This window comes from Kitasatospora sp. NPDC059577 (genome assembly GCF_042735475.1).
In the GTDB taxonomy this organism is placed as follows: domain Bacteria; phylum Actinomycetota; class Actinomycetes; order Streptomycetales; family Streptomycetaceae; genus Kitasatospora.
In genome coordinates, this window is record NZ_JBHWBZ010000030.1 from 42166 (window position 1) to 64166 (window position 22001).

21 protein-coding genes are annotated in these 22001 nt (G+C 75.0%); 3 read left to right on the forward strand and 18 right to left on the reverse strand.

Annotation, left to right across the window (positions count from 1 at the left end; all coding sequences use genetic code 11):
- Nucleotides 1–13 precede the first annotated feature (13 nt).
- Nucleotides 14–859, reverse strand: coding sequence for a nucleotidyltransferase (locus ACFV0O_RS23025; RefSeq protein WP_380344778.1), 846 nt, complete (start codon nucleotides 857–859; stop codon nucleotides 14–16).
- A gap of 123 nt (nucleotides 860–982) precedes the next feature.
- Here ACFV0O_RS23025 and ACFV0O_RS23030 point away from each other — a divergent pair, with 123 nt between their 5' ends.
- Nucleotides 983–1420, forward strand: coding sequence for a DUF4259 domain-containing protein (locus tag ACFV0O_RS23030; protein ID WP_380344780.1), 438 nt, complete (start codon nucleotides 983–985; stop codon nucleotides 1418–1420).
- A gap of 194 nt (nucleotides 1421–1614) precedes the next feature.
- Here ACFV0O_RS23030 and ACFV0O_RS23035 read toward each other — a convergent pair whose 3' ends face one another.
- Nucleotides 1615–2844, reverse strand: a complete 1230-nt coding sequence (locus tag ACFV0O_RS23035; protein WP_380344783.1) for a DUF6777 domain-containing protein — start codon at nucleotides 2842–2844, stop codon at nucleotides 1615–1617.
- Nucleotides 2845–3294: 450 nt separating this feature from the next.
- Here ACFV0O_RS23035 and ACFV0O_RS23040 point away from each other — a divergent pair, with 450 nt between their 5' ends.
- The gene (locus ACFV0O_RS23040) at nucleotides 3295–4254 is read left to right on the forward strand and encodes a streptophobe family protein (RefSeq protein WP_380344785.1); all 960 of its coding nucleotides are present in this window, start codon (nucleotides 3295–3297) and stop codon (nucleotides 4252–4254) included.
- 83 nt (nucleotides 4255–4337) lie between these two features.
- On the opposite strand, the gene ACFV0O_RS23045 is transcribed toward ACFV0O_RS23040, so the two are convergent.
- The 5 genes from ACFV0O_RS23045 to ACFV0O_RS23065 all read right to left on the reverse strand — a co-directional run bounded on the left by ACFV0O_RS23045 (nucleotide 4338) and on the right by ACFV0O_RS23065 (nucleotide 9635).
- Entirely contained in the window at nucleotides 4338–4835 is a 498-nt protein-coding gene (locus tag ACFV0O_RS23045; protein ID WP_380344788.1) for a hypothetical protein, read from the reverse strand.
- 85 nt (nucleotides 4836–4920) lie between these two features.
- On the reverse strand, nucleotides 4921–5295 hold the full coding sequence (locus ACFV0O_RS23050) for a DUF1304 domain-containing protein (RefSeq protein WP_360257521.1): 375 nt from the start codon (nucleotides 5293–5295) through the stop codon (nucleotides 4921–4923).
- On the reverse strand, nucleotides 5283–6347 hold the full coding sequence (locus ACFV0O_RS23055; protein ID WP_380344791.1) for a serine/threonine-protein kinase: 1065 nt from the start codon (nucleotides 6345–6347) through the stop codon (nucleotides 5283–5285). The genes ACFV0O_RS23050 and ACFV0O_RS23055 overlap by 13 nt, the downstream gene beginning before the upstream one ends.
- Nucleotides 6344–7078: a hypothetical protein gene (locus ACFV0O_RS23060; protein WP_380344794.1), complete on the reverse strand. Its 735-nt coding sequence runs from the start codon at nucleotides 7076–7078 to the stop codon at nucleotides 6344–6346. Before ACFV0O_RS23060 ends, ACFV0O_RS23055 begins: the two co-directional genes overlap by 4 nt.
- 172 nt (nucleotides 7079–7250) lie before the next feature.
- Nucleotides 7251–9635, reverse strand: coding sequence for an FHA domain-containing protein (locus ACFV0O_RS23065; RefSeq protein WP_380344797.1), 2385 nt, complete (start codon nucleotides 9633–9635; stop codon nucleotides 7251–7253).
- A gap of 158 nt (nucleotides 9636–9793) precedes the next feature.
- Between ACFV0O_RS23065 and ACFV0O_RS23070 the strand changes: the two genes are divergently transcribed.
- Nucleotides 9794–11143 (forward strand): acyltransferase, encoded by a 1350-nt coding sequence (locus tag ACFV0O_RS23070; RefSeq protein ID WP_380344800.1) that lies wholly within the window; start codon nucleotides 9794–9796, stop codon nucleotides 11141–11143.
- 48 nt (nucleotides 11144–11191) lie between these two features.
- Here the strand turns inward: ACFV0O_RS23070 and ACFV0O_RS23075 are convergent, their stop codons facing one another.
- The 11 genes from ACFV0O_RS23075 to ACFV0O_RS23125 all read right to left on the reverse strand — a co-directional run bounded on the left by ACFV0O_RS23075 (nucleotide 11192) and on the right by ACFV0O_RS23125 (nucleotide 21969).
- Entirely contained in the window at nucleotides 11192–11980 is a 789-nt protein-coding gene (locus tag ACFV0O_RS23075; protein WP_380344803.1) for a DUF3050 domain-containing protein, read from the reverse strand.
- Between the two features lie 217 nt (nucleotides 11981–12197).
- Nucleotides 12198–13169 carry an alpha-ketoacid dehydrogenase subunit beta gene (locus tag ACFV0O_RS23080; RefSeq protein WP_380344806.1) on the reverse strand — a complete coding sequence of 324 codons (972 nt, stop codon included), beginning with the start codon at nucleotides 13167–13169 and terminating at the stop codon, nucleotides 12198–12200.
- A complete protein-coding gene (locus tag ACFV0O_RS23085; protein WP_380344808.1) occupies nucleotides 13166–14302 on the reverse strand; it encodes a thiamine pyrophosphate-dependent dehydrogenase E1 component subunit alpha in 1137 nt (378 codons plus the stop codon). The genes ACFV0O_RS23080 and ACFV0O_RS23085 overlap by 4 nt, the downstream gene beginning before the upstream one ends.
- Complete coding sequence (locus ACFV0O_RS23090; RefSeq protein ID WP_380344811.1) at nucleotides 14299–15213, reverse strand: phytanoyl-CoA dioxygenase family protein; 915 nt, start codon at nucleotides 15211–15213, stop codon at nucleotides 14299–14301. The genes ACFV0O_RS23085 and ACFV0O_RS23090 overlap by 4 nt, the downstream gene beginning before the upstream one ends.
- A 32-nt stretch (nucleotides 15214–15245) precedes the next feature.
- On the reverse strand, nucleotides 15246–16232 hold the full coding sequence (gene hppD / locus ACFV0O_RS23095) for a 4-hydroxyphenylpyruvate dioxygenase (RefSeq protein WP_380344814.1): 987 nt from the start codon (nucleotides 16230–16232) through the stop codon (nucleotides 15246–15248).
- A gap of 77 nt (nucleotides 16233–16309) precedes the next feature.
- A complete protein-coding gene (locus tag ACFV0O_RS23100; protein ID WP_380344817.1) occupies nucleotides 16310–17665 on the reverse strand; it encodes a beta-ketoacyl-[acyl-carrier-protein] synthase family protein in 1356 nt (451 codons plus the stop codon).
- Nucleotides 17662–19278: a class I adenylate-forming enzyme family protein gene (locus ACFV0O_RS23105; protein WP_380344819.1), complete on the reverse strand. Its 1617-nt coding sequence runs from the start codon at nucleotides 19276–19278 to the stop codon at nucleotides 17662–17664. Before ACFV0O_RS23105 ends, ACFV0O_RS23100 begins: the two co-directional genes overlap by 4 nt.
- A 271-nt stretch (nucleotides 19279–19549) precedes the next feature.
- Complete coding sequence (locus ACFV0O_RS23110) at nucleotides 19550–20077, reverse strand: hypothetical protein (RefSeq protein ID WP_380344822.1); 528 nt, start codon at nucleotides 20075–20077, stop codon at nucleotides 19550–19552.
- 13 nt (nucleotides 20078–20090) lie between these two features.
- Entirely contained in the window at nucleotides 20091–21356 is a 1266-nt protein-coding gene (locus ACFV0O_RS23115) for a beta-ketoacyl synthase N-terminal-like domain-containing protein (RefSeq protein WP_380344825.1), read from the reverse strand.
- 56 nt (nucleotides 21357–21412) lie between these two features.
- Complete coding sequence (locus ACFV0O_RS23120) at nucleotides 21413–21697, reverse strand: acyl carrier protein (RefSeq protein WP_360257484.1); 285 nt, start codon at nucleotides 21695–21697, stop codon at nucleotides 21413–21415.
- A complete protein-coding gene (locus ACFV0O_RS23125; protein ID WP_360257482.1) occupies nucleotides 21694–21969 on the reverse strand; it encodes a phosphopantetheine-binding protein in 276 nt (91 codons plus the stop codon). The genes ACFV0O_RS23120 and ACFV0O_RS23125 overlap by 4 nt, the downstream gene beginning before the upstream one ends.
- Nucleotides 21970–22001 lie beyond the last annotated feature (32 nt).

The window sequence follows — 22001 nt, forward strand, 5'->3', positions numbered from 1 at the left end:
GCAGCGGCAGGGGTCAGGGGCGCGGGGCCTTCTCGCCGTGGACGGCGGTGTACTCCGCCGCGAGCCAGGGGCCGAGGTCGTCGATGAGCACGGCGAGCACGGCCCGTTCCGCGTCGGCGGTGCGGGCGTCGGCGGGAGTGCGGGCGGCGGTGGGAGTGCGGGCGGCGGTGGCCGCGAGGCGCATCTGGTCGGCGCGCCCGGGGTAGTGGGCGGCGAAGGCCTCGGCGGAGGCGGTGAGGTCGCTGGTCCAGCCGCCCCAGCGGGGCATGACCAGCGTGAAGCCGGTGCGGACGATCCGGCGGGTGACCGTGCGGGTGAGGGCGCGGACGTCGGCGTCCGTGGCGGCGGCGGCCGCGCGTTCCCGCCAGCCCGGCAGGGCGAGGGCCAGATCGCCGTTGGTCTCCCGGGCGAGCAGCGAGGTGGGGCGGTAGCGGGGGAGCCCGGCGGCGAGGTCCGGGCCCAGCAGCGGGGTGCAGAGGCAGGCCACGAACCAGCCCAGGTCGTGCCGTTCGAGTTCGCTGAGCAGCGTGCCCGTGTCGAAGAGCAGCACGCCGACGCCGTCGACCTGCGCGAACTCGGCGTCCAGCACGGCCTGGAGGGCGTCGGCGTCCGCCCGGTCCGCCGCCGTGGGCTCGTGGTGCAGGGCCAGCAGCAGGTCGAGGTCGGAGACGCCGGGCACCGCAGTGCCGCGCGGGACGCTGCCGTAGAGGTAGGCGCTGTGCAGCCGGTCGGGGCCGAACGCCTCGGCGATCCGTTCCCGGGCGGCGGCCACCACCGGGGCGAACGGCGCCGGCACGCGGGCGAGCGAGCCCTCCCGCGCGATGTGTCCGTCGGCGTCCAGTCCCCGTGTGGTCGTCATGAGGGGCATCCTGCCCCACGGCGGCACCGCTGACCAGCGCATTTCCGCCCGTCCGAGGGATTGTCAGCGGCCTGTGCCAGCATGCGTCGCACACGAGGACGGACGGCGTTTGAGGGGATCGGCGTGGGCACCTGGGACATCGGGCACTTCGACAACGACACCGCGGCGGACTTCGCCGACGCCCTCGACGACGCGGAGCCGGCCGAGCGCGAGTCGATCCTCCGGTCCGCGCTGCTGGGCGCCGCCCGGGCGGGGGAGTACCTGGAGTTCGACGAGGGCGCCGAATCGGTGGCCGCCGCCGCCCTGGTGGCGGCGCAGTGCCCGGGCGGCGCGGCGGTGGAGAGCACCTACGGCCCCGCGGCGGAGATACCGCCGCCGGCCGTCGAGCTGCGCGGTCTCGCGGTGGAGGCACTGGACCGCGTGGTGGCCGAGGAGTCGGAGCTCGCGGAGCTCTGGGACGAGACGGAGGAGGGCCCGGCGTGGCGGCGGGGCGTTCGGGCTCTGCGCGACGTGCTGGAGCCGGTGCCGCCGACGGTGGGCGGACCGCTGTTCGAGTTCTGAGTGGCCGGCGACGACGGTGCACCGGCGGCACCGGGGGCACCGGCGAGACCGAGGGAGCCGATCCCGGCGGACGCGCCGCTGCCACCGGCCGGGGAGGCGGGCGGTGGCAGCGGGGGTCGGCCTGGCGCCGGGTCAGCTCGGCGCGGCGGTCACCGTGGTCGGGCACGGCGGGAGGCCGACGGCGCCGTGGTCGCTCAGGTCGCGGTCGGCGTCTTCGGGGAGATGGTGGTGCTCGCGACCGACGTACTGGTGACGGTGGGCTTGCCGGTGGTCGTGGTGGCGACCGCGCTCGTCGGCGTACCCGTGGTGGCGGTCGCGGTGGCGGCGCTCGACGTCGACTTCGTCGCGGGCGGAGTGCCCGTGGAGGTGGTCGCCGAGGAGGACGACGGCCCGCCCGAGGAGGTGGTCGCTCCCGAGGTCGTGGGGCCGGACGTCGTGGGGCCGGACGTCGTGGAGCCGGAGGTGGTCGATCCCGAGCTCGTGGATCCCGAGGTGGTGGATCCCGAGGTCGTGGAGCCGGACGTCGTGGAGCCCGAGGTCGTGGATCCCGAGGTGGTCGAGCTGGACGTCGTGGGGCCGGACGTCGTGGGGCCTGAGGTCTTCCCCGACCCCGACGGCGTGGACGGCTGCCACGGCGCCGGCGGCGGGACGCCCGGCACCAGCACCTTCGGTGGCTCGACGCCCTTGTCCACGACCTCGATCCGTCCGGTCAGCCGGGCGAACCAGCCGCCGGTCTCGACGTTCACGAGGACGATCTCGGTCACCGGCTGCGGCGCCGGCACCACCACGATCAGTGAGCTCGGCTGGAAGCCCGTCCAGGCCTTGCCGGTGTACTTGGCGTTGCTCATCAGCTTCGGCGGCCCCAGCGGGTTGCCGCAGGCGCAGCGCACCCGGGGTACTCCGTGGGAGTCCACCAGGACGGCCGTGCCCGCCTGCAGCACGGACTGGTACTCGGCCACGGCGCCGCTCTTGTAGCTGTGGTTGGTCACCCGGGTGTCCACCCGCAGGTACGCCGAGGTCAGCGACCGCAGGTAGGCGGGGATGTCGGCCTGGGCGATGCCGGCCGCGGAGGCCCAGGCACGCCCGGTGTCCCCGCCCGAGACCATCCCGATCAGCCGCTCGGTGTCGCAGCTGGACTTGCCCATCTGCGCGCCGTACAGCCCGGCGGAGCTGCCCTCGACGCTGTGGAGCGTGGCCGGCGAGCCGCCCTTGGAGGTTGCGCCGCCCGGGTGGGGGGACGCGCCGCCGGGCTGCTGCGCCGCCGAGGTCGCGGGGGCGGGGGCGGTCATCCCCTGGGTTTCCACCGACGGGGTGAACGGGGCGGGCCCGGGGTCGGCCGGGGCCTGGAGCGCGACCTCGTTCGCGGCCGGGATGGCCTCGGTGTGGCTGCCCTGGTTGCTGACGATCAGGACGGTGGCCACCACGGCCACCACCAGGGTCCCGGCCGCCGCGGCCAGCCCCTTCCCGGAGCGCCACCACGGCCTGCGCCGCCCGCCACCTCCGCCGACAGGCCTGGAACCCCCGGGGCCCGAGGGCGGCGGGGGCACGGACGGCGGTCCGGACGTCCCCCCGCCGGAGGGCGGACCGGCCAGCGGGCCGGACGGGGGACCGGAAGGAGGGCCGTACGGTGGCTCGCTCGGCGGGCCGGACGGCGGCGGTTGGGAGGTCATCGAGGCTCCGTTTCGCAGGCGGCCGGCGATCACGTCCGGCACGGGAAGCTCCTGCCACTGGTTTCCATTTCTCCCCCGGCGCCCCGATCGCCGCAACAGCAGGTGCCCCGGCCGTCGCCGAGCGTGCGCGGCCACCGTCGGTCACTCTGGGAAGGCGGCCGGGCCGGAGGGGCCGGGACGCCCGTCGAGTGACCAGGAGGTGGCATGCAGCAGCCCATGACCGGGGCCGCGGGCCCGCCCGGTGCCGTCCGCGGCTGGTTGGACGCGCTCGCCGTCGTGCTGGCCGGAATGGTCGCGATGGCGGCGGTGGCCGCGCTCGGTCTCTGGCTGGCCGGGGCCGCCGACCTCCCGGGCGGCGGTTTCCCCTCGGTGGTCGCCGCGCCGCTGCCGCCGGCCCTGGTGCGCTACCAACTCGCCGTCCGCCCGGCCGCGTTCGCGCTCTGGATGGTGCTGTTGGCGTACCTGGCGCTCGGTGTGGTGGCGGGGGTGCTGACCGCGATCGTGAACGGCAACGCCCGGCAGACCATGGCGGTGGTGCTGCTGGTGCTGCCCGACCTGGTCTGGATGGCCTTCGGGATCGGTCTCGGCGCCGACTGGCAGGGCAGGCTCTCCGGCGCGCTCGGCCTCCCGGTCCCCAAGCCGCTCGCGGACGTGCTGCGCGTCCCGAAGGGGCAGACGGCGACGGTCGACCTCGGCACCCTGGCCGAGCAGGACGCCCGCAGCTGGTGGCTGTTGCCGCTGGCCGCCGTGGTGCTGTTCGCGGCCGCGTTCCTGGCGGCCCGCCGCTCGCCCCGCACCGTCCGGCTCTGGCGGCACGCGGTACGGTTCGCGCTCGCCGCGGCCGTCACGATGCTGCTGGTGGGCCTGTGGACCCGGATGGACGCCGAGTACGGGATCTCCGTGCTCGGCGTGGGCCTCGACCAGGGCGGCCTCGGTGACCTGCTCGGCTCCGTCCTCGGTGAGTCGAACCCGGTGGCCGGCATCGGCGGCGGCAGCATCACGCTGCACCCGTCACTGTGGACGGCGGTGCCGCTGGCGGCGGGCTGGGGGCTGGTCACCGGTGGGCTCGGCGCACTGCTCGCCACCCGGGTGCAGCACCGGGGCGAGGTCGACGGCGGCGGCGCTGCCGGGCAGGCGGCGGAGGACGGGTCGTCGGGCAGGTGACGACGGGGCGGCCGTCGGTCGGGTGACGGACGAGGGACCGCCGGCCGGCGGACCGGCCGGGGTGCTCGGGTCGGCCGGGGTGTTCAGAACAGTCGGTGCCCCTGCACCCACACGGTCTTCCGGCCGGTGTTCCGAATGAGCCGGAGCTTGTTGACGCCGTCGTGCATGCCCGCGCTGAGCACCAGCGACGGGCCGACGATCACGCCCAGGGCGGCCAGGCCGAGGAGCATGCCGATGTTGCCGACGGCCTGGTCGTCCCCCTCCTCGACGGTCTGGCCGCCCAGGTGGATCAGCATGGGGACGGTGGCCAGGAGCGAGAGCAGCAGCAGCCACCCCAGCACCCGTTGGACCTGTCGCTTGGCCCGCGCCCTGGCGGCGCTCTCCACCCGGACCGAGAACGACCGTCGGCAGCGCGGGCAGATGACGCCGATCTCCCTGGATCCGCCGGTCGGCCGGGGCGAGCCGCCCTCCGGAAGGTGCGAGATGCTCCAGTTGACCTTCGTCATGCCGGTCTTGTGCTCGACGCTCACCCGGCAGCCGAGGCCGACGACGTACCGGTCGGTGATCGGGAATCCGGCCACTGTTGTCTCCCCCCAGCCGCCGCGACCGTCGCGGGGCAGGCGGATTGTAGCCGCGCAAAAGGGTGGTAAAACCTGTGACTGATCGTCAAAAAGCCTCGGTCAAAAGGATGACCGAGGCCGGGACGATCTGAGCGAGTGCGCCGTGCCACAGCTTCGGTTCCGAGACGAACAGGGTGATCCCGCCCGCGACCATGAACGCGGCGATGTAGAGGATCACCGCCCGGCCCGAGCCGCTGTGCCCGGAGTGCAGGAGGACCAGGCCGGTGACCAGACCGAGGGCCAGGAACAGGTTGTAGAAGCCCACGTTGAAGCGCCACAGCCGGACCTCGGGGGCGTCGGCGGTGTTGCCGGTGAGCAGGTAGCGCACCCGCGGGTGCCCGTACAGGAAGCTCTCCAGCGGCCACGCGACGAGGTGGATCGCGGCGGCGACCATGGCGAAGACCTGGCTCACGGCGTCCATGGCGGGCGGTTCCCTCCCGAGGTCGACGGCGACAGCGGTGCGGACGGCGGACGGACCACCGGCGCGGCCCAGGCGGGCGGCTCCGGCGGCGCGTGCGGCCCGCCCCGGGCGACCGCCGGGACGACCCGGGTCGGCGGACCGCCCGCTTCCCACGGGCTCGGGGCGGATCCGGCCGGTGCCGTCGCCGCGCGCAGCTCGGCGACGAACTGCCGACAGCTCTCGAACCGTTCGCCCGGCGTCTTGGCGAGCGACCGGGCCACCGCCGCCGCCACCGGGGCGGGCAGGTCGGGCCGCTGCTCGTCCAGTGCGGGCGGCGGGTCGTTGAGGTGCGCCCAGAGCAGCGCGAGGTCGCTCTCCCGGCGGAACGGCGGGGTGCCCGCGAGCATCTCGAACACCACGCAGCCGAGGCTGTACTGGTCGCAGCGGCCGTCCAGCGGCTTTCCGGAGATCTGCTCGGGCGCCGCGTAGTCCAGGGTCCCGACGATCTGGCCGACGCTGGTCAGCCCGCTGAGCGAGAGGGACTTCTTGGTGAGCCCGAAGTCCGCCAGGTACAGGTGCTCGGGGTGCTCACTGTCCGTTCCGGCGGCGACCAGCACGTTGCCCGGTTTGACGTCCCGGTGCACCAGGTCGCGGTCGTGCGCGGCGTCCAGCGCGGAGGCGATCTGCAGGGCCAGCCGGGTGGCCCGGTCCACCGGCAAGGGGCCGCTGCGGTTGATCAGGGCCCGCAGGTCCCCGCCGTCGACGTAGCGCATCGCGATGAACAGGATGCCCTCGTGCTCACCCGCCTGGAAGACCGGGATGATGTTCGGGTGGTCGATCGCTGCGGCGGCCTCGGACTCGTGCATGAAGCGCTGCCGGAACACCTCGTTGCGGGCGAGTTCCGGGGCCAGCAGCTTGACCGCGACGGTCCGGCCGAGCCGCAGGTCCTTGGCCCGGTAGACCACGGCCATGCCGCCGCGCCCGATCTCGCCCTCCAGCCGGTAGCCCGCGACCTTCCTCCCGACCAGGCCGGCGGGCAGGCTCGGGGCGGACAGCTGTTCGTCGGGGGTCACGGCTCACCGGCCTGGGTCGGGGCGTACGGGCCGGGCGTCGGCGCGGGCCCGGGCGAGGCGGCCGGCGTCGGTGCGGGACCGGGCGGGGGAGTGGGCGACGGTGCCGGTGCCGCGGCCGTGGGCGGCGTCTCGGAGGGCGTCGCGGACGGTGCGGCCGTGGGCGGCGTCGCGGACGGTGCGGGGGAGGGCGGCGTCGCGGAGGGCGTCGCCGACGGTGCGGGGGAGGGCGTGGGCGCGGAGGCCGGCGGGCGCCGGTCGGTGGCCGCGTACGTCTGGAGCTGCAGCCCGTCGCAGTAGCACCAGCGGTCGTGCACGGGGTCGAACACCCAGAGCGCCTCGCCGTCGACCGCCAGGCCCACCCGCAGGCCGCGCGAGCGCTCCCGGAAGGCCTCCAGGTCGAGGGTCCCGGCCGCGAGGTCCTCCAGCAGGGCCCGGTAGCGGGCCAGCGCGGCCTCCGCCTCGGCGAGGGCCGGGCGCGGGTCGGCGGTCCGGGCGGGTGGCCCGCCGGCCGCCGGCGGTGGATGCGGCAGGGCGACCAGCAGCCGGCCGTCGACCCAGGTCATCCAGCCGTTGGAGCAGAGGACCTGCGCCCAGTCGCCCTGGCGGGCGAGCAGCTGCAGCGGGAGCAGCTCGTCGAGCCGGGCGGTGGGCCGGGCCGGATCGGGGGCCGTCCAGGAGGCCAGACCGCCCGGCGGGACGACGTGGGTGGGGTTGAACGCGAACTCGTCCATGGGCGGCTACATTTCCTCCGCCGCGCGACCCCCGCCGCGCGCGGCACGACTCGCACCACAGGGCTGTTCTCACTCTACCGGCGCGGGCCCCGGTCGACCCGGCGTCGCGGGCCGACCCGATGTCGCGGGCCGGCCCGATGTCGCGGGCGGTGCACGGTGCACGGTCACCCGACTACTTGCGCATGATCGCGGGCTCGTGCCGCCGCAGCAGGGCGAGGACCGCCAGCCCGTACGCCACCGACAGGCCGATCATCGCGCCCATGCCGACCAGCCAGCCGGTGCGGGCGTGGCGGAACAGCGGGTCCGCGGTGATCGGGGAGGGCACGGTGAGCCGGTTCAGATCGACCGTCCTGGCCATGGACGACAGGCCCCACCGGGACGGGAACAGCCAGGCGAACTGCTCCAGGCCGGGCACGCCGTACAGCTTGAGCATCAGCCCGCTGAGGACGATCTGCACGATGGCGAGGAGCACGAGCAGCGGCATCGTGGTCTCCTCCTTGTCGACGGCCGCGGAGACCACCAGGCCGAGCATCATCGCCGTGAACGCGAGCATCGCGACCGCGATGATCAGCTCGGGCAGCTGCGGCATCACCACGCCCGTCGTCACGCCCGGCGGGGCGCCCGGGCGTGGCAGCGCGGAGAGCTTGACCCCGCCCAGGCCGACCACGGTCAGCACCGCGGCCTGCGCCACCGTGACCGCGCCGAGCACCACGACCTTCGAGACCAGGTACGCCGATCTGGACAGCCCGACCACGCGTTCGCGCCGGTAGATCGCGCGTTCCTTGACCACCTCGCGCACCGAGTTGGCCGAGCCGGTGAGCACGCCGCCGAGGCAGAGCGTGAGCAGGCAGTTGATGGCGTTCTCGTCGGTGAGCCGGGAGCCCGCCATCACCCGGCACATCAGGCCGATGACGAACGGCAGCACCGTCATGACGGTGAGGAACAACCGGTCGGCGGCGAGCACCGCGGCGTACCGGCGGACCAGGGTGCCCAGCTGGGAGAGCCAGCTCTGCGGCTTCTCGTGGCCGATGGTCGGCGCGGAGGCCGCGGGTTGGTGCAGCGGGTGCGCGGCCTCGGCCGTCACGTACCGCTGGTACTGGGGGGAGGCGAGGAAGCGGGACCGGCAGACCCCCTCGGTGTCGTTCTCGAACGCCTCGAAGGCCTCCGGCCACTCGTCGTGGCCGAAGTAGTCGAGGGCTTCGCCGGGCGGTCCGTAGTACGCCGTGCGACCGCCCGGCGCCAGGACCAGCAGGCGGTCGCAGACGTTCAGGCTCAGCACGCTGTGCGTCACCACGACCACCGTGCGGCCGTCGTCGGCGAGCCCGCGCAGCATGCGCATCACCGAGCGTTCCATCCCCGGGTCCAGACCCGAGGTCGGTTCGTCGAGGAAGAGCAGGGACGGCTTGGTGAGCAGCTCCAGGGCGACGCTGACCCGCTTGCGCTGGCCGCCGGAGAGACTGGCGATCACCTGGTCGGCCCGGTTGTCCAGGCCCAGTTCGTGCATCACCTCCAGGACCCGCGCCTCCCGCTCGTGCGGGTCGGTGTCGCCGGGGAAGCGCAGCTCCGCGGCGTAGGACAGCGCGCGGCGGACGGTGAGCTGGGTGTGCAGGATGTCGTCCTGCGGGACCAGGCCGATCCTGCGGCGCAACTCGGCGTAGTCGCGGTAGAGGTCGCGCCCGTCGTACAGCACGGTTCCCTCGTCGGCGGGGCGCAGCCCGGTGAGCGCGTTGAGCAGGGTGGACTTGCCCGCTCCGCTCGGGCCGGCCACCGCGAGCAGGGTCTTCTCGGGCAGCGGGAAGCTGACGTCGTCCAGCAGGACCCGCCGGTCCGGGCCGACGTGGACGACCAGGTGCTGGACGTCCAGCGAGATCTCGCCGGTGTCGGTGTACTCGACCAGACGGCCGTCGACCAGGCACAGCGCGGAGTGGCCGATGCCGACGATGTCCGCCGGGCCGACCGGGGCGCGCCTGACCGGGCGGCCGTTGAGGTAGGTGCCGTTGTGACTGTCCAGGTCGACGATCTCGTGGCCGCCGTCCGGCAGTTCGCGCAGCTCGGCGTGGTGGCGGGAGACCACCAGGTCGTCCAGGACCAGTTCGTTGTCCGGCGCCCGGCCGATCCGCACGGTGCGGCCGGGCAACTGGAGCACGGAACTCGGGCTGCGGAAGACGCCGGAGGACTGCGGGGCGAGCAGGACGGTGCGCGCGCCCGGGCCCGGACCGCCGTCCGGGGCGGCGCCGGGGAGCCCGGCGAAGCTCGCGGCCGGGCCGTCGACCGGATCGCCGAAGCGCAGCCGGGTGCCCGGGCCGATGTCGTCGCGGCTGACCCGGTGGCCCTCGTCGTAGGTGCCGTTGGTGCTGCCGACGTCCTCCAGCAGCCAGTGACCGTCGGTGGCGCGCAGGACCGCGTGGTGCCAGGACACCCGGGGGTCGTCCAGCACGATCTCGCTGGTCGGGTCGCGACCGACGTGGTAGGCCCGAGCCGGATCGATCAGCTGGGAGTCGGTGTCGGTGACCAGGACGAGGGGTGGCGCGGTGATCGCGCCGGAGCGCTCTCCCATGCTGCGCATTCTATCGCCGACGGATGCCGACGGCCCTTCCGGACTCCGGGATTGGACTGGACCACTGCCCCGAGGCGGCACTATCGTTCGGCATGCCCGCGCGGGTCGCCGAGCGCAGGGTGTCGCCGAGTGTCATCGAGTGCTTCGGAACGGAACCCATGAGCATCTGGCCCCAGTTGCGCCGATCCCGGACCGTCCGAGCCGGGCGCGCCAGCGGCCGGGTGCTGCGCTGCGGCCTGATGGACACCATGCTCGCCGACCTCGCCGTCTCGGTCGTGCTCTGCTTCGAGCGGCCGCTGGACGACGACCGGCTCGCGGCCGGCCTGGCCCGCGCCCTGGACCGGGTACCGGTCTTCGCCGGGCGGCTGCGCACGGTCGACGGCGTCCTGGAGGCGGTCTGCGACGACTCCGGCGTGCCGCTCGACGTCTACACCGTGGACGGCACGCTCGCCGAGGCGATGGGCCGGGTGACGGCAGCCGGCTCCGAACTCGTCGACCGGGTCGACGCCCCGGGCGCCCGGCGCGGCGGAGCGCCGCTGCTCACCGTCCGGGTCACCCGCACCGCCGACGGCGGGACGGTGCTCGGCTGCTCCTGGCACCACGCGATCGGCGATCTGAACAGCTTCATGCTGCTGCTGCGGGTCTGGTCGGCGGCGGTCGAGGGGGAGCCGCTCCCGGAGGCCGAACTCGTCGGCGACCAGGACGAGTTGCTGGACCTGGCGCTGCCGGCCGAGGACTGCGGCCGGCCCGGCTTCCGGGTGCCCTCGGCGGCGGAGGCGGAGCTGCTGGCCCGGGAGGTGGCCGCCGGTCCGCGCGCCAACCGGACCGTCCAGATCGCCTTCACGGACGCCGAAGTGACCAGGATGCGCGAGGAGTTCGGTGCGGCGGCCGGGCGCCGGCTCTCCTCCGGGGACGTGCTCTGCGCCCACCTCGTCGACACCCTGCGGGAGTTGGACGGCGACGACGCCGAGCGGATGCTGACCGTCCCGGTCAACGCGCGCCGCTGGCTCGGCCTCTCACCCGCCCTGGTGGGCAACCTGCTGAGCGAGGTCCACGTGGCGCACCGGCCCAAGGACGGGCCGGCGGCGCTCGCGGGCGCGTTGCGGACGGCGGTCGAGGAGTTCCCGAGCGCGCACCTCAACCTCCGTGCCAATTTGGGGTTCCTGACTGCGCTCGGCCGGTCGCGGCTGCGCGAGTGCGTGCCGCTGGGCTTCGACCCGCAGGCGCGCCGGTTCAGCTTCTCCAACTGGAGCCGCTTCGGCGCCTACCTGGTCAGCTTCCAGGGGAACCGCCCGGTGTTCTTCAGCCCGGCCGCCAACTACCCGTTGCCGTGGGTGTGCTGGACGGTCGAGGGGTTCCGCGGCGAGGGATACCTGGCCACGGTGGTGCTGCCGGCCCGGCTCGCCGCCCGGGTCCGCGGGGCGGAGGGCCGGGCGGCGCTGCACCGGTACCGGACGGCGGCCGACGAGCCGCCCGCGTCGGCCGCCGTGCTGCCGAAGGTGGTCTGACCGCTGCCGGACGGACGGTTACCGGCAGGACGGCTACTGGCAGGGCGGTTACCGGAAGGACTGCTCGATCGCGGTCCACAGCCGGGAGCGGGCCTGCAGCGCCGTGCGCACGGTCTCGGCGCAGGAGTCCCACTTGTCCTGGTCGTCGCCGCACAGGTCGATCAGCATCTGCATCGCCATCGGGGTGTGCTGCTCGCCGTCGACCTCGATGTGCCGGGCCAGGTAGTCCTTGAACACCGTCAGCACACCGTCCGGGTCGTCGATCGCGATCACCTGGGCGAACATGTCCGGGATCAGGTCCTCGCGGCCGAAGGCGAAGGCGGCGGCCCGGCAGTGCACCGGGGCGGTCTCGATGATGGACCAGGTCGTCCCGGTGAAGTCCACGGCAGCCTGCGGGACTTCGGCCGCCTTGAGCGCCTCGGGCACGGTGGTGCCGGTGCCCAGCAGCGCCAGGAACTCCTCCACCGGGCGGGCGTCGGCGCCGGCCTGACGCATGCCCTCCAGGTACAGCTCGAAGTGGCTGGTGTAGCCCTCGCCGAGCTCGTCGCTCTCCTCGACCAGCACGATCTCGTTGATCAGCCGGCGGCTGGCCGTCGGGCCGCTCGGGACCCACGGCACCTCGACGCAGGTCAGATCGCGCTGCAGGCTCTTCAGCAGTGACATGAAGTCCCAGACGGCGAAGACGTGGCTGTCCAGGAAGGTGCGGACGCGCTCGATGCTGGTGAGCCGGTGGTAGACGGAATGGCCGACCACCTCGCGGCGCAGCGGGTCGATGGCCTGCTGCAGGCTGGTCAGTCCGGGGTGCGAGCGGTCCCAGTGGTAGCGGTTGGCGGACATGCGGATCTCCTTGTCGGTCACGGGCTTTCGCGGGTGCGGGGAACGGGCGGGGAACGGGCGCAGGACGGGTACAGAACGGGTGCGGGGCCAGAACGAGTGCGGGGCCAGGACGGGTGCGGTGAGGGGCGGGCGTTCGGGTCGGGCCGCGCTGTGGAGGGGGACGGTCACGGCTGATCCGCGCCGGCTGCTTCACATCAACTGTCCCATGGCGGAAGCTTCATGACGGATTTTTCATGACGGCGTGCAGCGCGGCCCGTAGGTGCTCGCGGTTCGGCTGCACGGCCCGGTCCAGGGCCGGGGCGAAGGGCAGGACGGCGCCGTCGGGCCGGGTGATCCGGCGCGGCGGGGTGACCAGGCGCAGTTCCTCGGCGGCGGTGGCCAGCACCTCCGCGCCGAAGCCGCAGCTGCGGTTGGAGTCGTCGATCACGACCAGCCGGCCGGTGCGTTCCAGCGAATCGGCGAGCGCGTCCCAGTCGAAGGGGTGGACGGTGCGGGGGTCGAACACCTCCACCGAGATGTCCGCCGCGACCTCCTCGGCCACCGCGAGCGCGTCGTGCACCAGGTGCCCGAGGGCGACCACGGTGACGTCGGTGCCCGGGCGGTGGATCCGGGCCCGGCCGAGCGGCACCGGTACCAGGTCCCAGGTGACGGTCTCGCGCACCGGCAGGGCGGCGGCGGGCGCGAACACCACGACCGGGTCCGGGTCCCGGATCGCCGAGCGCAGCAGCCCGTAGGCGTCCGTCGGGGTGGCGGGCACCACGGTCTTCAGCCCGGCGTGCGCGAACAGGCTGTACGGGTGGTCGGAGTGCTGCCCGGCCCAGCCGTCCCGGGAGCCGGAGCCGGGGACCAGGCAGGTCAGCGGAACGCTCGCCTGGCCTCCGGTCATCAGCGAGAACTTGTGTGCCTGGTTGACGAGTTGCTCGAAGACCAGGAACAGCAGCGAGGGGATCTGGAACTCCAGCACCGGCCGCCGGCCGGCCAGTGCGGCGCCGACCGCCATCGCGGTGAACGCCTGCTCGGACAGCGGGGTGTCGACGATCCGGCCCGGCCCGAACCGGTCCAGCAGGCCCAGGGTGGGACCGGCCAGGCCGGCGCCGATGTCCTCGCCGAAGACGCAGACCGCCGGGTCGGCGGCGAGTTCGTCGGCCAGCGCCCGGTTGAGCGCCTTGGTGTACGAGAGCCTGGTCACGGCGTCACTCCCGCCCGGGGCCGCAGCCCGTCGGCGTACAGGTGGTCCGACGCGCCCGCCGGGTCCGGGTGTTCGGAGGCGAGTGCGAACTCCTCGGCGGCCGACAGTTGTTCGGCCACCGAACGGTCCAGCTCGGCGACCGTCGCGGGATCGAGCAGGGCGGCGGCCCGGGGGAGCGGATCGCGCCCGCGCCAGGCCTCGACCTCCTCGGGGGCGCGGTAGCGCAGCTTCATCCGGCGCTCCATCGTGTGGTGGCCCTCGTAGCGGTAGGTGCGGCACTCCAGGAAGCCGGGGCCGTCGCCGCCACGCGCCCGTTCGACGGCCCGCAGCGCGGCGGCGCGGACGGCCTCGGTGTCCATGCCGTCCACCTCCTCGGCGGGGATGCCGAAGCCGGCCGCCCGCCCGGTGGCGCTGCCCGCGACGGCGGTGGCGGCGGGCAGGGTGGTGGCGTAGCCGTTGTTCTCGCAGACGAACAGCACCGGGAGGCGCCACATCGCGGCCAGGTTGAACGACTCCAGCAGCACGCCCTGGTTGAGCGCGCCGTCGCCGAAGAAAGCCACGGCCACCGGAATCCGCTCCGCCGGCCCCGGTTCCGCCGGCCCCCGGTCGGCCGCGGCCTGGCGGGCCGCCCAGGCGGCGCCGACCGCGATCGGGGCACCGGCGCCGACGATGCCGTTGGCGCCGAGGATGCCCAGCGAGACGTCGGCGGCGTGCATGGAGCCGCCCCGGCCGCCGTTCGATCCGCCGACGCGGCCCAGGAGTTCGGCGAGCAGCCGGTGCGGCGCGGTGCCCCGGGCGAGCACGTGGCCGTGGCCGCGGTGGGTGCTGGTGAGCCGGTCGGCCGGGCCCAGCGCGGAGCAGACGCCGACCGCGACGGCCTCCTGCCCGATGTACGGGTGGATGCCGCCGGGGATCGCGCCGGACTTCACCAGGCCGAGCGCCAGTTCCTCGAAGCCGCGGATCAGCCGCAGCATCCGGTAACGCTCGGCGGTCGTGCCCAGGTCGGCGGTCGTGCCCGGGTCGGCGGTCGTGCCCGGGCCGGCGGTCGTGCCCGGGTCGGCGGGTCGGACCGGCCCGCCCGCCGCGGTGGTCGGCCGGACCGGGCCGGCGGGCGGGGCCGGCGGGGCCGTCACGGCCGTCCCCGCCAGACCGTCGGGCAGAACTCCGGGTCGGCGTAGTCCGGTCGGCCGTCGGCGGTGCGGCGCACCAGCACGTCGTGGTTGTACACCACCGGGCTGCCGTCCGCCCGGTCGTGCCGCTGGTACTCGTTGGCGCCGTCCTGGAGGTGCAGCGAGACGGCGCGGCGCGGGTAGGAGGCCAGGTTGGGGCCGCTGCCGTGGTAGGTGCGGCAGTGGTGGAAGGACATGTGGCCGCGCGGGATCCGCATCGCGACCTTGGTCACCCGCGCCCCGTTGTGGGCCGCGTTGGCGGCCAGGATGCCGTCCAGCTCGGAGCCGTCGCGGTCGGCGAAGTGCCGGGTGGAGTCCTCGCCGGAGGGCAGCTCCTGCCAGCGGTGACTGCCGTCCACCATGGTGATGGTGCCGTTCTCCTCGTGGCAGTCGTGGAACGGGACGAAGGCGGTGAGCATCTCCTGCGAGGTGCAGGTCTGCCAGTAGTGCTTGTCGAAGTGCCACGGCACCCGGTTGCTGGGCTCCCCGGGCACCGGCGGCTTGTAGATCAGGGTCGCCTGGAAGATCCGGATCTCCTCGGCCCCGGCGAGCAGCGCGGCCACCGCGCCGACGAGCGGCTTGCGCAGGACCGCGCCGATCGCGTCGCTCTCGTGGTGGACGTAGTCGTTGTGCCGCTGTACCGGCCCGTCCGAGGGCTGCCAGGAGGCCAACCGGGGCGGGCGGACGGGGAGTTCGCGGTCCCGGTGGCCGGCGTAGTACAGCTCGGTGGCGGCCTGCAGGGTGTCCAGTTCCTCGTCGCTGAACAGCCGGCGGGACAGGTACCAGCCGTGCTCGCGGTAGTGGGCCACCTCGTCGGGGGTGGGCAGCAGTGCCTGCTCGGCCTCGGTGAGCCGGAACTCGGCGGTCGTGGTCATGCGGGGGCCTCCTTCGGGTGCGCGGGGGGTGGTCAGACCGAGGCGGCGGAGCTGTGCCGCTTGATGGCCTCGTAGAGGGCCTTGATGTTCGCGGTGCCGAAGGTGCCGGCACCCTGGCGCTCGATCAGCTCCAGGAAGTAGGTGCGCCGGGGGTGCGTCGAGCGGGCGAAGATCTGGAACAGCTGGCCGCCGTGGTCCTGGTCGACCAGGACGTGCAGGTCGCGCAGGATCTCCACCGGGATGACCGTCTCGCCGAAGCGTTCGGCCAGGACGTCGAAGTAGGCGCCCGGGGTGGTCAGGAACTCCACGCCGCGCGCGCGGATGGTGCGCACGGCGGTGGTGATGTCGCGGGTGATGAAGGCGAGGTGCTGCACGCCGGCGCCGCCGTGGGCGGCGAGGAAGTCGTCGATCTGGCCGGGCCGGCGGCCGGTGTCGGGCTCGATCAGGGTGAAGGTGACCGCGCCGGAGGGGCTCTGCACCACCTTGGAGTCCATGGCCTGCTCGCCGACCTCGATGTACTCCTCGAAGATCGTGCGGAAGCCCAGCGCGGCCTCGCAGAACCGCACGGACTCGACCAGTCGACCGGCCGGGAGGCAGATCGCGACGTGGTCGAGCTCGTCCAGCAGGCGGGGCTCCGGGGTGGGTTCCCCGGTCGGCAGCGGGACGAAGCGCAGCGCGGTGTCGCCGAAGCCGGCGATCAGGGCGCCGTCCCGGTCGAGCACCCGGGCGCCGTGCCGCTCGGCGCGCTCCAGCGCGGCCCGCGGGTCGGTGCAGCCGAGGGCGAGGACGGCGACGCCGTCCCCGTGGCGGGCGACGAAGTCGGCCACCGGGTGCTCGGGGTCGGCGGCGGAGGACAGGTGCAGCCGGATGGTGCCCTGGCGCAGCCCGACGGTGCGGGTGCCGTCGGGCGCGGTCGCCGGGGCGTCGGCGGTGAAGCCGTAGTCGGCGCAGAGTCCGGCCGCGGTCTTGTCGGCGTCGGCGCAGTGGAACTCGGTGTGGGCGATGGTCTGGACGGACATCGGGATCTCCCCCCGGAGGGATGGCAGGTCGTGGATCGGCGCGTTGCCGGTCGATCGGGTGCTGGGCCTCCCGGTCGCTACCGGGACGCCCGCGTGCTGGTCGGGCCGAGGACGAGGCTGAGGTTGTGGCCGCCGAAGGCGAAGGCGTTGCTCAGCGCGGCGCGCACCGGGGCGGGCCGGGCGGCGCCCCGGACGTGGTCCAGGTCGCAGGCCGGGTCGGGGTCGGTCAGGTTGAGCGTGGGCGGCAGCGTCCCCCTCGCCACCGCCAGGGCGGTGACCGCCGCCTCCAACGCGCCCGCGGCGCCCAGGAGATGGCCGGTCGCGCCCTTGGTGGAGCTGACCGCGGGCCGGTGCGCGCCGAAGACGGCGTGCAGGGCCGCGGTCTCGGCCACGTCACCGAGCTTGGTGCCGGTGCCGTGGGCGTTCACGTAGTCGATGTCGCCCGGGGCCAGGCCCGCGTTGGCGAGCGCGGCGCGCATCGCGTCGGCGGCGCCGCTGCCGTCCGGCCGGGGCATGGTCGGGTGGTGGGCGTCGGTGGAGGCGCCCCAGCCGATCACCTCCGCGTAGCCGGCGGCGCCCCGCGCCTCGGCGTGCTCGACGCTCTCCAGGACGAGGACGGCGCTGCCCTCGCCGAGCACGAAGCCGTTGCGGCGGGTGTCGAAGGGTCGGCTCGCCTGCTCGGCGTCCTCCCAACCCTGCGCCAGGGCGCGGGCGTTGGTGAAGGCGGCGGCGATGGTCGGGTGCAGCGAGGACTCGGTGCCGCCGCACACGACCACGTCCGCGTCACCGGCGCGGATCAGCCGCAGCCCCTCGGCGATCGCCTGGGCGCCGGCCGCGCAGGCCGTCACCACGGCGGAGCTGTAGCCCCGGATGCCGTGCTTGATGGCGACCCTGGCGGCGGCCATGTTGGAGAGCATGCCCGGCAGCAGGTACGGGCTCACGCCCGGGCGGCCGCGCTCCAGCCGGCGGTGCGACTGCTGCTCGAAGGTCTCCAGCCCGCCGCCGCCCGTCGCCAGGACCACGGCGGTGCGGTGCGGGTCCGCGTCCCGGCCGACCACCAGCGCGGCGTCGGCGAGCGCGTCGTCGGCGGCGGCCAGGCCGAGCAGCACGAAGCGGTCCACGCAGCGGGTCTCGGTGGGCGGCAGCACCTCCCGGCCGTCCACGGCGGGGGCGATCCCGGCGGCGGGCAGCCAGCCGTGCGCGGCGTGGTCCTCGGGGACGGCGCGGACGCCGGAGCGCCCGGCGACCAGGGCCTCGAACACCTCGGCGGGCTTGCGGCCGAGCGGGGAGACCAGGCCGATGCCGGTGACGACGGCTCCGCGGCGGGCGGCGGTGCGCCCGCCCTGCCGGCTCGGTCCGCTTGGCGCGCTCAGTCCGCTCGGTCCGTGACCAGGCTCGCCCGGTCCGTCGACGCGTCCGCTCCGGCCGTTCACGCGCCCACCGTCGCGAGGTGGCGCTCGCGCAGCAGGACCTTGCGGACCTTGCCGGTCGGGCCGAGCGGGATGTCGTCGGGGGAGACCACCAGCACCCGGCGGACGGTCGCGGCGGCGGCCTCGTCCAGCGCGGCCACGACCGCCCCGGTGCGGTCCGCGGCCCGGTCGGCGTCCTCGGTGAGGAGCAGCAGGACGTCGGTGACCACGCGCCTGCCGTCCCGCACCGCCACCACCGTGCAGTCCAGCACGTCCGGGCAGGCGGCCAGCACCCTCTCCTCCGACATCGCGGTGAACAGCCTTCCGCCGTCGGCGAGTTCGACCGAGTCGACGGCCCGGTCGACGTGGTAGTAGTAGCCCTCCTCGTCCCGGTACATCAGGTCCCCGGTGAGGAAGCGGCCGCGGATCCGGGTCCGGAAGGTGGTGGCCGAGTCGTTCCAGTAGCCGAGCGCCAGGGTCGGTGAGGCGGTGGCGAGTTCGCCGACCTCGCCGGGCCCGAGCGGCTCGCCGTCCGGACCGACGACCGCGCAGTCCACGAAGGCGTGCGGGCGTCCGACGCAGCGGCCGTAGCGCTCGGTGCCGGGGCCGTGGGTGATGAAGAAGTGCGAGTGGCCCATCTCGGTGGAGCCGAGGCCGTCCACGAACTGCGAGCCGGGTGTGCGGGCGCGGCCCGCGCGGGTGACGGTCTCCCGGCTGCCGGTGGCGATCAGCCGGCGGATGTGCACCTCGTGGGCGCAGTCGCCGGTGTTCCACCAGAGTGCGACGGAGGTGAGGTCCCGGGTGGTGAGGTCGTGGCGGGCCAGGTCGGCCCAGGTGGCGGCGAAGCCGACCACGCCGGTGGGCCGCCACTGCTCGATCGCCCGGAGCACGCCGTCGCCGGATTGCCGGGACAGGAAGGCGAGTCGGGTGTGCGAGCTGAGCGCGAGGTTGAGCGCGATCAGGGTCGCGGCGTGCGGGGCGGGCAGGGCGCTGAGCATCCGGTCCTGGCCCTGCGGGCGGGGCAGCCGCAGCCGGTGGCGGATCGCCGCGTACAGGCTCGCGTGGGAGTGGACGACGGCCTTGGGCATGCCGGTGGTGCCGGAGGAGTGGGTGATCGCCACCGGGTCGCCGGACCAGTGCCGGTACGGCGCCGGCGCGTCCTCCGGGTCGCCCGCGCCGAGGGTGCCGATCTCGGGCAGCAGGGGCGCGCCGGGGTCGTGGCCGGCCAGCGCGGCCAGGTGGGCCGGGTCGGCGAGGACGCCGGCCGCGCCGAGGCGGGTGATGTAGCGGGCGGCGCGTTCGCCGTCCAGGTTGGGGTTGAGCAGGGCGGGGATGGCGCCGAGCCGGGCCAGCGCGAGGAAGGCGAGCACGTGGTCGGCGGCGGCGTCGGCGTAGACCACGACCGGGTCGCGCCGGGTGATGCCGAGGGCGTGCAGGGCGGCGGCGCGGGCCCGGACCGCACGGTCGAGTTCGCGCAGGGTGAGCGGCTGCCAGGCGGGGTGGTCGTCCACCGGGGTGTCGAAGGTGAGCAGCGGCTCGTCGACGTCCAGCCCGAGCGCGATCCGGGCGGTCAGGACGTTGCCGGCGCCGACGTCGGGGTCGTCCGCGAGCAGGGTGCGGAGACTGCGGATGGTCACGGGGGTGGATCCCTCCATCGGGGCCGGTGGACGGCCCGGGCGGCTGATCGGCTGATCGGGTGGCAGGGTTCGGTCGGCCGTGCGGGCGGCGGGTGACCGGGCGGTGTCGGGGTGAGGCATGTCGGGTGAGGCGTGCCGGGGTGGGGCGGTGTCGGCGGGGCGGCTGGTGTGCCGGGTGCGGCTGCGTCAGGCGCCGGGCCTCACTGTCGGGTACGGCCGGAGGCTCTCGGCGGGTTCGGGTCGGTGGTGTCGGCCTCGTTCGCTTCGGGGCTCAGGCGGCGGGGACGGTGAGCAGCACCGCGGCGGCGTGGTCCCCGTCGGGTGTCTGCTCGGCGGCGATGACCAGCACCCGGTCGGCGTCGCCGTCGGCGAGCAGCAGCGCGGCGAGTTCGTACGCCTCCGCCGGGACGCGGCCGGGTTCGGCCCCGGCCGGGCAGATCGCCACGACCGGGCCGGTCAGACCCCAGCGGGCGGCGATGTGCCCGAGGACGGCGTTCGGGTTGGACTGGAAGAACAGCAGCGGGCCGGTCCGTCGTCCGGGTTCGGAACTCTGCTCGATGGCCCGTGCGGTGGCGAGGTCGCCGCTCGCGCTGGCCAGCAGCAGGGCGGTCCGCCCGGGGGCGGGCGGCGCGCCGTGCTGCTCGCGCAGGCAGCGGTCGGCGGTGTCGGCGACCAGTGGGTTGAAGCCGGAGGCGGAGAAGCCGGGCAGCGGTGGCGGCGGCCCGTCCAGGCCGGGTGCGGGGCGGCGGGCCTCGGCGAGGACCCGCAGGCGGTGGGTGTCGTCGGCAGGGGTGGTCATGGTGGTGTCGGTGTCATCCAGGGGCCAGCAGCAGCGCGGTGTTGGCGCCGCCGAAGGCGGAGTTGAGGCTGAGTGCGTAGGCGGGGCGGGCGGCTCGCGGGCCGTCCAAGACGAGGTCCAGGCCGACGTCCGGGTCCGGACCCAGCCAACCGGCGTTGACCGGGAGCAGTCCGCTGTCCAACGCGCCGATGGTGACGGCCAGTTCGAGCAGGGCGGAGGCCTCCAGGGCGTGCCCGTGCACGGACTTGCTGGAGCTGACCGGCAGGTGGTCGGTGTGCGGGCCGAACACCCGCCGCAGGGCGCGGGCCTCGGCCTGGTCGGACAGGTCGGAGCCGGTGGCGTTGGCGTTGACGTAGCCGACCTCGGCCGGTGCGACGCCCGCGCGGGCGAGGGCGGCCTCGACCGCCCGCGCCACTCCGGTGCCGTCCGGTTCGGGGCGGCAGACGTGGTGGGCGTCCCCGGTGCGGCCCCAGCCGGCCAGCCGGGCGAGTGCGGGTGCACCGCGCCGCTCGGCCGCCGGGGCGGCCTCGACCACGACGGCGGCGGCCGCGTCCGCGAGCAGGGTGCCGGTCCGTCCGGCGCTGAACGGGCGCAGCTCGCCGTCGCGGGCCAGTGCGCGGCCGGCGTCGAAGACGGCGAACACGCCCGGTCCGACCAGGTGGACGGCCGCGACCAGGACCCGCTCGTGCCGGCCGGTGGCCACCAGTGCGGCGGCGTCGGCGACGGCGGTCGCGGCGGCCACGCAGGCACCGGTGTAGACCCGGGTGACGCCCGCGGCTCCCCAGTCCGCGCGGACCCCGGCGGCCACGGCGTCGGCGGTCGCGCGGGTCCGCTCGTCGCTGTGCAGCGCGAGCAGCACGGGCAGCGCGGCGCCCTCGGTGGCGGTCAGCCCGGCCTGCCGGCAGGCCTGGCCGATGGCGTCGAGCATCGCCGCGGCCGACGGGACGGCGCCGGTCGTGGGCGTGGCCTCCGGGACCGGGGCGTCGGGGCCCGGAGTGTCCCGGCCCGGGGCGTCGGACCGGACGGGGTCGGACAGCACCGGATCGGAGCGCAGCGGATCGGTCGGCAGGTCGTCGGCCGGCAGGTCGGTGGCCAGCAGGTCGGCGGGCAGCAGGTCAGCGGGCAGCAGGTCAGCGGGCAGCAGGGCGGCCCGGGTGGTGCGGCGGGCGCTGACGTCGAAGCGGGTGACCGCGCCGAACGTCGCCCTGCCGTGCGTGGCGGCCGTCGTCAGTGCGGCGAGCCCGCGGCCGGCGGCGCTGAGCACGCCGACGCCGGTCACGACCGGCCGGGTCCGCCCCGGCGGCCCGGGCGGTCCGGCGCCCGTGGCGAGGCCGCTCACGGCTGCGCGCCCGCGCGCTCGGCCGGGCCGGCCCGATCGGCCAGGACGGCGTCGCGCAGCAGTGCGGTGGCGTCGTCGACCGTCCGCACCGCGCCGAACTGCTCGTCGTCCAGGTCCAGCTGCAGGCCGTAACGCTGTTCGAACTCGGCGACGAGCCAGGTGAGTTCGAGTGAGCCGAGCTCCTCGGGCACGGTGTCGGCGGCGCGCTGCCCGAACGCCGCCAGCATCGTGAGCACCTCGGCCCGGTCCGGGAGGCCGTCGGGACGCGAGGTGCCGGTCATGCCGCGCTGCCGGAGGTGGCGGCGAGCGCGTCGATCCGCCGGGCGACGTCGGCGGTGAACTCGTCCAGCGTCATCAGCGCGGTGGTCTCCATCTCGTCCAGGTCGAACTTGATCCCGAACTCGTCCTCGACCTGCACCGACAGGTCGGCCAGGGCGAGCGATTCGAGGTCCAGCCCGGCCGGGCCGAGGTCGGTGTCCCCGGTGACCTCGGAGACGTCGTACTGCATCTCGGTGAGGGCGGCGAGGACGAAGGCGCGGATGCGGTCCTGCATGGTGGTGAGCTCCTTGTCGGGGGTGGTGGTGC